Raw genomic sequence first — 12,379 nt, forward strand, 5'->3', positions numbered from 1 at the left:
ACCGGAACGGGAGGGACCGATGTGGATCCGGAACAACAGGTCAGCCAGGTCTACGCCGCCTCGGCGGCGCGGCTGGTGGCGCAGATGTACGCCGTGACCGGCGACTACGCGGAGGCGCAGGACGTCGTCCAGGAGGCGTTCGTCCGGGCGCTGACCAGCCGGTCCCGGTTCGGTGAGCTGAGCAACCCGGAGGCGTGGCTGCGCACGGTGGCGCTGAACGTGGCCCGCTCCCGGCACCGCCGCCGCACCCTGTTCCACGGGCTGGTCCGCTCCGGCAAGCTGACGCCGGCGCAGCGGCACGACCCCGCCCTGTCGGCGGATCACGTCGCCTTGGTCGCGGCGTTGCAGCGGTTGCCCCGGCCGGCCCGGGAGACCGTCGTCCTGCATCACGTCGCCGACCTGTCGGTGGCCGAGGTGGCCACCGCGCTGGGCTGCTCGACGGAGGCGGTGAAGACCCGGCTGGTCCGGGCCCGCCGCGCGTTGGCCGGATATCTCGGCGAGGACGACCCACCCCGGTCACCCGACCCGTCGCCGCGATCCGTGCCGAACCCGCCGGACCGGGAGGCCTTCCATGCCTGAACTGGATTTCCGCGGCCTAGACGCCGCCGCCCAGGCCGGCTTCAAGCCGCACTTCGCGCAGGTCGTCACCGTGGCCCGCCGTCGCCGCAGCCGTCGCCGGCTGCTGGCGGTCGCCACCGTGGCGCTGCTGGCCGGCGTTGCCGGCGTGGCCGCCACCCGAACGGACCCGGCCCCACCGCCGCCCGGCCTGGCCCCGGATCGCACACCGGACTTCATCCCGACGCCGGGGATCACCCCGACCGCCGAACCCCGCCGGCAGGTCAACACCGGCCAACCGGCAGCCGGCGACCTCAGCCACGTCTACCTGCGCTGGAGCGAATGCCGTACCGGCTGCCCGCTGCGGTGGGCCGGCACCGACGACGGCGGTCGGCACTGGCGCACCGGTCCGCTTCCAGTGCCGGACGACGCCAACGTGGACCTGCGATCCGCGGGGCCGGGCACGATTGTCGCCGCGTACTACACCCGGTCGTTCGCCACCGGCTGGATCGCCAGCGCCGACGGCGGCGCGAGCTGGCGGGAGGTGACGGTTCGGCGGGTGGACGCGCTGCCGGCCGGTTGGCGGCTGCTCGGCAGTTCGGGGCCCGCCGCCGAGCCGTTGCTCGCCGCCGATCCGGCCACCGGCGACCTGGCGCAGCTCACCCGACCGCCGGCGCTGCGCATGGCGGCGCTGGTGGAGAGCGTGCCGGCCGACGCCGGCGTCTGGGTCAGCGGGTTCACCGGTGAGCGCACCGAGGCCGACGGGCGGATCGTCGGCGTCGGCAGCGCGATCGAGGTGAGCCGCGACGGCGGTCGTACCTGGTCCCGGCACGATTTCCCGGAGGGTCTCACCGCCTCCGACGATGTCGGCGGGCCGGCGGTCGCGACGTGGGACGGGCAGACCGTCTACGCGATTGGGCGGGTACGGGGCGCCCTGGTGGTGTGGCGCAGCACGGACGGCGGCGGCACCTGGGGGCGCGCCGCCGGCACGGCCGTGGTCGGTCAGCGCACGATCCGGGCGGCGGTGCGGCCCGACGGGGTGTTGACGGTCCAGGCCGGCATCTCGGCCGGGGAGGACCCGATGATGCTGGCCAGTTCCGACGGCGGCGCGACGCTGCGGCCCGCGCCGCTCGGTCCGGGCGCCGACCCGCGTCCCGTTCCCGGTGGCTTCGTGCAGACCGGCTGGCCGGACAGCAAGGGCGCCTGGCTCTCCGCGGACGGGCTCACCTGGACCTGGCTCGACCCACCCGAGCTGCCCTGACCCGGCACCGCCCTCGCCCGACCATCAACGGGTCGGGGCGGGGGCGGCCGGAGGGTAGAGGGCGGCCAGCGCGGCGGCCGTCTCGGCCAGACGGGCGCGCAGGTCGGCGGGGGAGAGGACCTCCACGTCGGCGCCGAGCCGCAACAGGTCACCGTGCGCGTGGGTGAGCGACTCGATGGGAATCACGGCCCGCACCCAGCCCGCCGCGTCGGGCGGGCCGGCGCTCGCCTCGGCGGCGGCGACCACCACGTCGCTGCCGATCTCGCGCAACCGCTCCCGCCCGCGCGGGGAGAGCCGGATGTGGGCCTCGCCCCGGTGCAGCCCGGCGCGGAACGCGACCACGTGTGACCGCCACCAGGCCGGCAGGTCGAACTCCGGCCGGTCGAACGACTCGTCCAGCGGGGTGAGGTCGAGGATCTGGTTGACCCGGTAGGTGGCCGGCCCGGCCCGCTCCGGGCGGGCCGCGACCACGTACCAGCGGCCACCCTTGAGCACCAGCCCGTACGGCTCCAACACCCGGGTCGCCTCGCCACGCCAACTGCGGTAGCGGACCCGGATCCGGTGTTCCCGCCACACCGCCTCGGCCGCCGCGGCCAGGTGCGGTGACGGGTCCCCGTCGGAGTACCAGCCCGGCGTGTCCAGGTGGAACCGTTGCTCCAGCCGGGCGGCCCGGTCGGCCAGCGGGGCGGGGAGCGCGGCCCGCAGTTTGAGCTGCACGGCCGCCACCACCGACCGGTAGCCCAGCTCGGCGGCCGGCCCGGGAAGCCCGGCGAAGAGCAGCCGGTCGGCCTCTTCTCCGGTCAGCCCGGTCAGGCGGGTTCGCCAGCCCTCGACGAGCCGGTAACCGCCGGCGTGTCCGGCCTCGCCGTACAGCGGGATGCCGGCCGCGTGCAGCGCCTCGACGTCCCGGTAGATGGTGCGTGCCGACACGTCGAGCCGGGTGGCCAGGTCGGCGGCGGTGAGCCGGCCGTGCGCCTGGAGGAGCAGCAGGATGGACAGGAGTCGACTGGCCCGCATTCCGCTGACACTAGCTGTCAGGGAAGGCCGCCTACCGTCCCGCGCATGACCTTCCACGACAAGGAGTTGACCGTGCCGGGGACCGTCGAGGTCGCCGGTCGGCACGTCAAGCGCTACCACATCGACCAGCCCGGTCGCCGCCTCGAACCGGAGGTGGTCGACGCCGCGTACGCGTACCTGTCGGCGCTGCTGCCCGGCCCGGACGGCACCACGCCGCAGGCGAGTTGGACGGTGCTGCACCGGGGCGCGGACAGCGGCGCGTACCTGCTGGCGTACAGCTGGTTCTTCGACAACGTCGTCGAGTGCCGCATCGCGATCGCCGGGCAGCCGGCGCTGGCCTGCCCGGACGACGACCCGGCGCACTTCGTCGACCTGACGCGGCCCGGCGTGGGCTGCGTGTGGGAGCTGGGCGTGCTGGAGCACGAGCGGGCCGCCTGGATCCGGCACGTGCTCGCGCCGGAGCGGCCCGACCTGGCCGGCTACCTGGCCGACACCCGCGCCGAGGGGCCGGTGGGGCGCTGATGGGTGACTTCGACTTCCTCGTCGGTGCCTGGGACGTGACCAACCGGCGGCTGCGGGAGCGCCACGTGGGCAGCGACGACTGGGACGAGTTCGCCGGCGTCAGCGAGGCGCGGTCGTTCTTCGACGGTGCCGGCAGTTTCGACGAGATGCGCTGCCCGAGCCGGGGCTTCTCCGGCTCCACCGTGCGGCTCCTCGACCCGGCGACCGGCCTCTGGTCGATCTACTGGATGAACAGCCGCCGCGGGGTGCTGGAGCTGCCGCCGGTGGTGGGCCGGTTCGCCGACGGCGTCGGCACGTTCCACGCCGACGACTCCGACGAGGGACGGCCGGTGCGCTGCCGGTTCCTCTGGTCGGCGATCACCCCCGCCTCCTGCCGTTGGGAGCAGGCGTTCTCCACCGACGGCGAGCGCACCTGGGAGACCAACTGGATCATGGAATTTGTCCGGCGACGCTAGCGTGACGGCGTGCGGCGACGGCAGCGGGTGGATCCGTGGGGACCATGGCAGGCGTTCACCGGGGCGTTCGTCCTGGCGGGTGCCGTGATGGTGTCCGTGCTGGTGGTGGCCGCCGTCCGGGCGGCGGCCCGGGGGATCGACATGGCGACGGGGGCGGGTTTCCTGGCGGCGACGGCCGTCATGGCCGCCTGGCTCACCTTCGCGGTCCGGCTCTACCTGATCGGTATCTACCGCGACGACCGCGGGCTGTTGCTGCGCCACGTGCACCGGTCCCGGCTGCTGCCCTGGTCCGAGGTTACCGGCTTCGAGGTCCGCGCGGCCCGGATGCCCGGTGGGACGACCGTGCGCGCGGCGATCTGGGTGCGGACCCGCGACGATCTCTGGGAGGCGCCGGTTCAGCAGCGCTCGATGCGGCCGGGCTGGCGCAAGAACAACGGTCCGGTGCTGTCCGAGGCGGCCTTCCGGCTGACCCTGGAGCGGCTGCGTGCGGCGCACACCGCGGCTCAGTACGGCGCGACCGGCGGCGTGGTGGTGCGGTAGATCGCGGTCAGCCAGACGTCGAGCAGCACGTTGACCACGTCCCGCTCGGCCACCGCCGGGCCGTCGTCGGCGAACGTCGCGTACCAGACCCGCTCGTTCATCGAGTTCAGCGCGATGGCGAGGTCCCGGGCGGGCAGCCCGTCCGGGGCCGCGCCGCGCGCGCGTTCCATCTCGACGGCGGCCTGCACCGCGCGGACCCAGCGTTCGAGCACCTCGGCCCAGAGCCGCCGCACCTCGGCGTTGGTGCCGCGCACCTGGGCGCAGGCGAGCACCACGTCGCGGTGGCCGCCGAAGGTGGCGTGGAACCGGGCGATCAGCTCCCGCCACCGGGCGCGCGGGTCCTCGGCGAGCCGGTCCAGCACGTCGCCGGCGGCGGCGTCGGCCTCCTCGGTGACCCGGTCGAGCAGGGTGAGCAGCACCGCGTCCTTGGACGGGAAGTAGAAGTAGAACGTGGGTCGGCTGATGCCGGCGCCCCGCGCCAGGTCGTCGATGGAGATGTCGCCGAAGGCGCGCTCGCGCAGCAGCCGCTCGGCGGTGGCCAGGATCGCCGTCTCCCGGTCGTCGCCGGTGGAGCGGCCGGCCCGCCGTCCGCGCGTCGGCGCGGCGCCGGTCGGCGTACGGGCGGGGCTCATGTCGGCCGATGCTACACCCGCTCGACACCCTGTCGATCGGACTCGACAGGGTGTTGACTGGGGTCCGGAGCGGTCGATAGGGTCCGGTCCACCGCCGGGGGAGAACGGGAGAAGCCATGGCCTCCGACCACGTCGACGTTCTCATCGTCGGCGCCGGGCTGTCCGGCGTCGGCGCCGCCGTCCACCTGGGACGCGAGTGCCCCGGCAAGACCTACGCGGTGCTGGAGGCCCGGGGCGCCATCGGTGGCACCTGGGACCTGTTCCGCTACCCCGGCGTCCGCTCCGACTCGGACATGTACACGCTCGGCTACGCGTTCAAGCCGTGGACCGACCCGAAGGCGATCGCCGACGGCGAGTCGATCCGCCGGTACGTCCGGCAGACCGCCGCCGAGTACGACGTGGACCGGCACATCCGCTTCCACCACCGGGTCACCCGCGCCGAGTGGGACAGCGCCACCGCCCGCTGGACCGTGCACGCCCACCGCGCCGACACCGGCGAGGACGTCACGGTCACCTGCGGCTTCCTGTTCACCAACTCCGGTTACTACCGCTACGACGAGGGCTACACGCCCCCGCTGCCGGGCGTCGAGCGGTACGCCGGCACGCTGGTGCACCCGCAGCACTGGCCGGAGCGGCTGGACTTCACCGGCAAGCGGGTGGTGGTGATCGGCAGCGGCGCCACCGCGGTCACCCTGGTCCCGGCCATGGCCGAGCGGGCCGCCCACGTCACCATGCTCCAGCGCTCACCGACGTATGTCATCTCGCTGCCGTCGCGCGACCCGTTCGCCGACGCCGCGCGGCGCTGGCTGCCGCCGACCGCCGCGTACGCGGTGGCGCGCTGGAAGAACGTCGCGCTGGGGGTGGCGAACTTCCAGCTCAGCCGCCGGGCGCCCGGCGTGGTGAAGCGGTTCCTGCGCCGCGCCGCGAAGGGTCGACTCCCGGTCGGGTACGACGTCGACAGGCACTTCTCGCCCCGCTACGACCCCTGGGACCAGCGGCTGTGCGTGGTGCCGGACGGCGACCTGTTCACCGCGCTGGCCGAGGGGCGGGCGTCGGTGGTCACCGACACCATCGACACGTTCACCGAGCGCGGCATCCGGCTCGCCTCCGGCGACGAGCTGCCGGCCGACATCGTGGTCACCGCCACCGGCCTCAACCTGCTCGCGCTCGGCGGCATGACGGTGACCGTCGACGGCGCCGCCGTCGACCTCGCCGCCACCGTCGCCTACAAGGGCATGATGCTCTCCGGTGTGCCGAACTTCGCCATGACCATCGGCTACACCAACGCGTCCTGGACGCTGAAGGCCGATCTGGTCGCCACGTACGTCTGCCGGCTGCTGCGCCACCTCGACGACACCGGCCAGCAGATCGTCACCCCGCTCGCCCCGGACACCGACGACCTGGTGCCGATCATCGACCTGAAGTCCGGGTACGTGCTGCGGGCGGTCGACCAGCTACCCAAGCAGGGCCCCCGCGCGCCGTGGCGGCTGCACCAGAACTATCCCCGCGACGTACGCCTGATGCGGCGCGGGCCGCTGACCGACGGCGTGCGGTTCGCCCGCGCCGGCACGCCGGCCACCGCGGCCGTGGCCGCCTCCGGAGGTAGTGATGCGTGATCTCGACTTTCCCGGCGGCACCGCGGTCGTCACCGGCGCGGCCAGCGGCATCGGCGCGGCGCTCGCCGACGGCCTGGCCCGGCGCGGCGCCGACCTGGTCCTGCTCGACCGGGACGCCGAGGGGCTGGCCGCGGTGGTCGCATCGATCCGGGCCCGGCACCTGGGCCGCGAGATCCACACCTACGTGGTCGACCTCGCCGACGCCGACGCCACCGATCGGGTCGCCGCCGAGATCCGGCGGGCCCATCCCCGGATCCGGCTGCTGATCAACAACGCCGGCGTCGCGTTGGGCGGCCGGTTCGACCAGGTCACACTGGACGAGTTCCTCTGGGTCATTGAGATCAACTTCCGGGCCGTGGTGCGGTTGACGCACGCGCTGCTGCCCGCGCTCAAGGCCGAGTCGGGCTCCCACCTGGTCAACGTGTCCAGTCTCTTCGGCCTCATCGCCCCGGCCGGGCAGGTCGCGTACGCGGCCAGCAAGTTCGCCGTGCGCGGGTTCACCGAGGCGCTGCGGCACGAGTTGGTCGACGACGGGATCGGCGTCACCTCGGTGCACCCCGGCGGCATCCGGACCCGGATCGCCGCCAGTGCCCGGGTGGGCAGCGGCGTCCCCCGCGCCGAGTACGAGACCGGACTCCGACAGTTCGAGAAGCTGCTGACCATCGACCCGGCCACCGCCGCCGAGGTCATCCTGCGCGGCGCGCAGCGGCGTCGCGGCCGGGTGCTGATCGGCTGGTCGGCCAAGCTGCCCGACCTGCTGGTCCGGCTCGCCCCCGCCGGATACGGCCGGGTGCTGGCCCTGGCCATGCGCCCGCGACCCGGCCGGGTGCCCGCGCCCCGGCCGGCGCCGACGGCCCTGCCGGACGGCTCCGGTTCCGCTGACGCGACCACGCCGGCTAGTTCCGCTGGCGTGACCGCGCCGGCCGGCTCCGGTGACGCGACCGCGCCGATATCCGGTGACGCGGTCGGGCGGGAGCCGGGACGCCAGGCGTGACCGTCGGACTGCCCCCGGCCGACGAACGCGTCGTGGCCGGTCTGCGGATGCGCTGCCGGATCACCGGCGACGGGCCGCCGGTGCTGCTGCTGCACGGCATCGGCCGTACCCTCGACGATTTCACCGCGCTGCACGCCGCGCTGGCCCGCGACCACCGCGTGCTCGCCGTGGACCTGCCCGGCCACGGCGGCTCCGCGCCGCTGCGCGGACCGCACACGCTGCCCGCCCTGGCCGGCGCGGTCGCCGGGTTCCTCGACGCCGCCGGGGTCGTCGGCCCCGCGCAGGTGGTGGGCAACTCGCTCGGCGGGGCGGTGGCCATGCGGCTGGCCGCCGACGCGCCGCACCGGGCGGCCGGCCTGGCGCTGCTCAACAGCGCCGGCTTCGGCCGGGAGGTGACAGTGGCGCTGCGGCTGCTCGCGGTGCCCCCGCTGGCACGGCTGCTGCTGCGCCCGCACCCGGCGATCGCCCGCCGTACCGAGCGCGCCATCTTCGTCGACCCGGCCCACGTCACCGAGGAGCGGATCACCACCGCGCTCGCGGTGGCCCGGCAGCCGCACGCGGCCCGGGTGATGCGGGAGCTGGTCCGCGACCTGGGGACCTGGCGCGGGGTACGCCCACTGTGGCGCGCCGAACTGCTCGACGCGGTGGCCGCGCTCGACCTGCCCACGCTGCTGGTCTGGGGCGACAGCGACCTGGTCCTGCCGGCCGCGCACCTGGCGTACGCCAGGACCCGGCTGCCCGGGGCGCGGGCCCACCTGTTCCGCGACACCGGCCACATGCCGCAGATTGAACGGACCGCCGAGGTGGAGGCGCTGCTGCGCGACTTCTGGGCGACCCACCCCGCCCGCCACGCCGGTTGATCATGAAGTTGACGGCGACAATGCGGACCGCCGACGCCGCCAACTTCATGATCGACGGTGGAGGCGGTGTGGGCTGAGCCACCGGACGGGACGGGGTGGGGGCATGGGGGAAGGGGGCGGCGCATCATAGATACATGACGCATCTCAGCGCTGTCGCCGGCGCCCCCTCCGGTGCGCCGTCCGCGGCCGAGCGGGCATACCGGCACCTCAAGCAGGCCATCCTGGAGCAGGTCTATCCCGGCGGCCAGCTCGTCAGCGAGGGTGAGATCGCGACGGCGACCGGTGTGTCACGTACTCCGGTCCGCGAGGCGCTGCTGCGGCTGGAGACCGAGGGCCTGGTCAAGCTCTACCCGAAGCGCGGCGCGCTGATCCGGCCGGTGTCCGCCCGCGAGATCGCCGACGTCATCGAGGCCCGCCGCCTGGTGGAGCTGCACGCCGCCGAACGGGTCTGGCCGCGCCGCGCCGCGCTCCGCGTCGAGCTGGCCGACCGGCTCGACGAGATGCGCCGGGCGCACGCCGCCGGGGACCTCACCGCCCTGATGACCGCCGACCGCGCCTTCCACGCGGCGGTCGTCGACGCGGCCGGCAACGAGATCCTCGCCGAGCTCTACCACCGGCTGCGCGACCGGCAGCTACGGATGGGCGAGGCCGGCTTCCGGCTCTCGCCCGGCTGGGCCGAGGTCGCGCTCGCCGAGCACGCCGGCCAGCTCGCCGCGCTCGACGGCGACGACCCGGCGGTGTGGCGCGACGCGGTGGCCGGGCACATCGACTCCGCCGCCGCCATGCTCGGGACGCTGCGGTGACCGTCGCCCGCCGGCCCGCCGCCCTGGTGTACGCGGTGGCCGTCACCGCGTACGTGGCCGCCGTGTTCCACCGCAGCTCCCTCGGTGTCACCGGGGTCGACGCGGCGGACCGCTTCCACATCAACGCCGCCGCGCTGGCCACCTTCTCCGTGGCCCAGCTCGCCGTCTACGCGGCCATGCAGATCCCGGTCGGGGTGCTGCTGGACCGCTACGGGTCACGCCGGCTGCTGCTGGCCGGCGGCGCGCTCATGGTCGCCGGGCAACTCGTGTTCGCGGTCGCCACCGACGTCCGCCTCGCCGTCGCCGCCCGGGTGCTGGTCGGTCTCGGGGACGCGATGACGTTCATCAGCGTGCTGCGGATCGTGGCGTTCTGGTTCCCGGGCCGCCGCAATCCGCTGCTGGTGCAGCTCACCGGCACCATCGGCCAGCTCGGCGCGGTGCTCGGCGCCGTACCCCTGGTGGCGTTGCTGCACCGCGCCGGCTGGGCCCCGGCGTTCCTGACCGCGGCGGCGCTCGGCGTCACCGTGCTGCTGCTGGTCCTCGTCGCGGTCCGGGACACCCCGCACGCCGCGCACCTCACCGCGCCGGCTCCCGGCCCGGCGGCGGTACGCCGGCAGCTCGCCGACGCGTGGGCGCAACCCGGCACCCGGCTGGGCCTGTGGACGCACTTCGTCACCCAGTTCTCGGGGTCGGTGTTCGCGCTGCTCTGGGGCTATCCGTTCCTGGTGCAGGGGCAGGGCTTCCCGCCCACCGCCGCCGCCGGACTGCTCACCCTGATGACCGTGGTGACGCTGGTCTGCGGCCCGGTGGTCGCCCACCTGTGCGCCCGGCACCCGTTCCACCGTTCGGTGGTGGTCTTCACCATCACCGCCGCCACCGCCGCGGTCTGGGCGGTGGTGCTGGCCTGGCCCGGCCGCGCCCCGCACGCGCTGCTGGTGGCGCTGGTGGTGGTGCTCGCCGTCAACGGCCCCGGCTCGGTGATCGGCTTCGACTACGCCCGCACGTTCAACCCGGTGCACCGCATCGGCAGCGCCACCGGCATCGTCAACGTCGGCGGATTCGTCGCCTCGATCGTGCTGATCCTGGCCGTCGGCGTGGTGCTCGACCTGGCCACCCCGACCGGCCGGGACACCCCGCCGCTGTCCGCGTACCGGTGGGCGTTCGCGGTGCAGTACCTGCTCTGGGCGCTCGGGGCGGTGCAGGTGCTGCGCTACCGCAACGCCGCCCGCCGCCGGCTGGTCGGCGAACGGGTACCGGTGGCGGTGCCGGCCTGAGCGGGCCGACCGGGTGACACCCGACGGGACGATCCGCCCGGCGGAGGCGCCAACCGGGCGGGCGTCGCGCCGCCGGTCATGATCGGCGGTAGGTTCGGTGGGGGACCGAGACGAAGGAGAACTGCCGTGAGCCAGGAAGTCCGGGGAGTCGTGTCGCGGCGCAAGGGCGCGCCGGTGGAGGTGACCACCATCGTGGTGCCCGACCCGGGGCCGGGCGAGGCGGTGGTCCGCGTCCAGTCCTGCGGCGTCTGCCACACCGACCTGCACTACCGCGAGGGCGGCATCAACGACGACTACCCGTTCCTGCTCGGTCACGAGGCCGCCGGCGTCGTCGAGCAGATCGGCGACGGCGTCACCGACGTGGCGCCCGGCGATTTCGTGGTGCTCAACTGGCGGGCCGTCTGCGGGCAGTGCCGGGCCTGCCGGCGTGGCCGTCCCTGGTACTGCTTCGCCACCCACAACGCGGCGCAGCGAATGACCCTCACCGACGCCACCGAGCTGACGCCCGCGCTGGGCATCGGCGCGTTCGCCGAGAAGACGCTCGTGCACGCCGGCCAGTGCACCAAGGTCGACCCGTCCGCCCGGCCCGCCGCCGTCGGCCTGCTCGGCTGCGGCGTCATGGCCGGCCTGGGCGCGGCCATGAACACCGGCAACGTGACCCGTGGCGACTCCGTCGCGGTGATCGGCTGCGGCGGTGTCGGCGACGCGGCGGTGGCCGGCGCGGCCCTGGCCGGCGCGACGACGATCGTCGCGGTCGACACCGACTCCCGCAAGCTCGACTGGGCGCGGAAGTTCGGCGCCACCCACACCGTCAACGCCTCCGAGGCCGACCCGGTCGAGGCGATCCGCGCGGTCACCGGCGGGTTCGGCGCCGACGTGGTGATCGACGCGGTGGGCCGCCCGGAGACCTGGAAGCAGGCGTTCTACGCCCGTGACCTCGCCGGCACGGTCGTGCTGGTCGGCGTGCCGACCCCGGAGATGACGCTCGAGCTGCCGCTGCTCGACGTGTTCGGCCGCGGTGGCGCGCTCAAGTCCAGCTGGTACGGCGACTGCCTGCCCAGCCGCGACTTCCCGATGCTCACCGAGCTCTACCGGCAGGGCCGGCTCGACCTGGACGCGTTCGTCACCGAGGAGATCGCCCTCGACCAGGTCGAGGACGCGTTCACCCGGATGCACCACGGCGACGTGCTCCGTTCGGTGGTGGTCTTCCCGTGACCGCGCACGTGGACCACGCCGTCACGTCCGGCACGTTCTCGCTGGACGGGCAGACGTTCGACGTCGACAACAACGTCTGGGTGGTCGGCGACGACGACGAGTGCGTGGTGGTCGATGCGCCGCACGACGTGGCCGCGATCCGCGCCGTGGTCGGTGACCGGCGGGTGCTGGCGATCCTGGCCACCCACGCCCACGACGACCACGTCCGGGTCGCCCCCGAGCTGGCCCGCGCCACCGGCGCGCCGGTGCTGCTGCACCCCGCCGACCGGGTGCTGTGGGACCAGGTCCACCCGGACACGCCGCCGGACGGCGACCTCACCGACGGGCAGACCGTCACCGTCGGCGGCACCACGCTGCGGGTCCTGCACACGCCCGGGCACAGCCCGGGAGCGTGCAGCCTGTACGCCCCGGAACTGGGCGTGGTCTTCACCGGCGACACGCTCTTCGCCGGCGGCCCGGGCGCGACCGGCCGCTCCTACAGCGACTTCGGCGTCATCGTCGAGTCGATCCGCACCCGGCTGCTCACGCTGCCGCCGGAGACCGTGGTGCACACCGGGCACGGCGACGACACCACCGTCGGCGCGGAGGCGCCGCACCTGGACGAGTGGATCGCGCGCGGCCACTGAGCCTACCGG

The 12,379-nt window shown here is 74.6% G+C and carries 14 protein-coding genes; 12 read left to right on the plus strand and 2 right to left on the minus strand.

All coding sequences use genetic code 11. From position 1 onward, the window contains the following. Positions 1-21: 21 nt before the first annotated feature. Complete coding sequence (locus ACH495_RS25005) at positions 22-579, plus strand: RNA polymerase sigma factor (RefSeq protein WP_396860138.1); 558 nt, start codon at positions 22-24, stop codon at positions 577-579. Continuing rightward, positions 572-1,816 carry a hypothetical protein gene (locus tag ACH495_RS25010; protein ID WP_396860139.1) on the plus strand — a complete coding sequence of 415 codons (1,245 nt, stop codon included), beginning with the start codon at positions 572-574 and terminating at the stop codon, positions 1,814-1,816. The genes ACH495_RS25005 and ACH495_RS25010 overlap by 8 nt, the downstream gene beginning before the upstream one ends. Before the next feature lie 24 nt (positions 1,817-1,840). Here the strand turns inward: ACH495_RS25010 and ACH495_RS25015 are convergent, their stop codons facing one another. Further along, positions 1,841-2,833 (minus strand): helix-turn-helix transcriptional regulator, encoded by a 993-nt coding sequence (locus ACH495_RS25015; protein ID WP_396860140.1) that lies wholly within the window; start codon positions 2,831-2,833, stop codon positions 1,841-1,843. A gap of 45 nt (positions 2,834-2,878) precedes the next feature. Here ACH495_RS25015 and ACH495_RS25020 point away from each other — a divergent pair, with 45 nt between their 5' ends. Genes ACH495_RS25020 through ACH495_RS25030 form a run of 3 tightly spaced genes read left to right on the plus strand, consistent with a single transcriptional unit; the run spans position 2,879 to position 4,350 of the window. After that, positions 2,879-3,355 carry a hypothetical protein gene (locus ACH495_RS25020; protein ID WP_396860141.1) on the plus strand — a complete coding sequence of 159 codons (477 nt, stop codon included), beginning with the start codon at positions 2,879-2,881 and terminating at the stop codon, positions 3,353-3,355. Then, complete coding sequence (locus ACH495_RS25025; RefSeq protein WP_396860142.1) at positions 3,355-3,810, plus strand: hypothetical protein; 456 nt, start codon at positions 3,355-3,357, stop codon at positions 3,808-3,810. Before ACH495_RS25020 ends, ACH495_RS25025 begins: the two co-directional genes overlap by 1 nt. Before the next feature lie 9 nt (positions 3,811-3,819). Beyond that, the gene (locus ACH495_RS25030; RefSeq protein WP_396860143.1) at positions 3,820-4,350 is read left to right on the plus strand and encodes a hypothetical protein; all 531 of its coding nucleotides are present in this window, start codon (positions 3,820-3,822) and stop codon (positions 4,348-4,350) included. Here the strand turns inward: ACH495_RS25030 and ACH495_RS25035 are convergent. Beyond that, entirely contained in the window at positions 4,314-4,982 is a 669-nt protein-coding gene (locus ACH495_RS25035; RefSeq protein ID WP_396860144.1) for a TetR/AcrR family transcriptional regulator, read from the minus strand. The genes ACH495_RS25030 and ACH495_RS25035 overlap by 37 nt on opposite strands. A gap of 116 nt (positions 4,983-5,098) precedes the next feature. On the opposite strand from ACH495_RS25035, the gene ACH495_RS25040 reads away from it, so the two are divergent. The 7 genes from ACH495_RS25040 to ACH495_RS25070 all read left to right on the plus strand — a co-directional run bounded on the left by ACH495_RS25040 (position 5,099) and on the right by ACH495_RS25070 (position 12,370). Further along, positions 5,099-6,598 (plus strand): flavin-containing monooxygenase, encoded by a 1,500-nt coding sequence (locus tag ACH495_RS25040; protein WP_396860145.1) that lies wholly within the window; start codon positions 5,099-5,101, stop codon positions 6,596-6,598. Further along, positions 6,591-7,592, plus strand: a complete 1,002-nt coding sequence (locus ACH495_RS25045) for an SDR family NAD(P)-dependent oxidoreductase (protein ID WP_396860146.1) — start codon at positions 6,591-6,593, stop codon at positions 7,590-7,592. Before ACH495_RS25040 ends, ACH495_RS25045 begins: the two co-directional genes overlap by 8 nt. Next, positions 7,589-8,452 (plus strand): alpha/beta fold hydrolase, encoded by an 864-nt coding sequence (locus ACH495_RS25050; protein WP_396860147.1) that lies wholly within the window; start codon positions 7,589-7,591, stop codon positions 8,450-8,452. The genes ACH495_RS25045 and ACH495_RS25050 overlap by 4 nt, the downstream gene beginning before the upstream one ends. 134 nt (positions 8,453-8,586) lie before the next feature. Continuing rightward, positions 8,587-9,255 (plus strand): GntR family transcriptional regulator, encoded by a 669-nt coding sequence (locus ACH495_RS25055; protein WP_396860148.1) that lies wholly within the window; start codon positions 8,587-8,589, stop codon positions 9,253-9,255. Beyond that, positions 9,252-10,529, plus strand: coding sequence for a nitrate/nitrite transporter (locus tag ACH495_RS25060; protein WP_396860149.1), 1,278 nt, complete (start codon positions 9,252-9,254; stop codon positions 10,527-10,529). The genes ACH495_RS25055 and ACH495_RS25060 overlap by 4 nt, the downstream gene beginning before the upstream one ends. A 126-nt stretch (positions 10,530-10,655) precedes the next feature. Then, positions 10,656-11,744: an S-(hydroxymethyl)mycothiol dehydrogenase gene (locus tag ACH495_RS25065; RefSeq protein ID WP_396860150.1), complete on the plus strand. Its 1,089-nt coding sequence runs from the start codon at positions 10,656-10,658 to the stop codon at positions 11,742-11,744. Then, positions 11,741-12,370, plus strand: a complete 630-nt coding sequence (locus ACH495_RS25070) for an MBL fold metallo-hydrolase (RefSeq protein ID WP_396860151.1) — start codon at positions 11,741-11,743, stop codon at positions 12,368-12,370. Before ACH495_RS25065 ends, ACH495_RS25070 begins: the two co-directional genes overlap by 4 nt. The last annotated feature ends 9 nt before the right edge of the window (positions 12,371-12,379 follow it).

Origin of the sequence: Micromonospora sp. NPDC018662 (assembly GCF_044391475.1) — a bacterium.
GTDB lineage: Bacteria > Actinomycetota > Actinomycetes > Mycobacteriales > Micromonosporaceae > Micromonospora.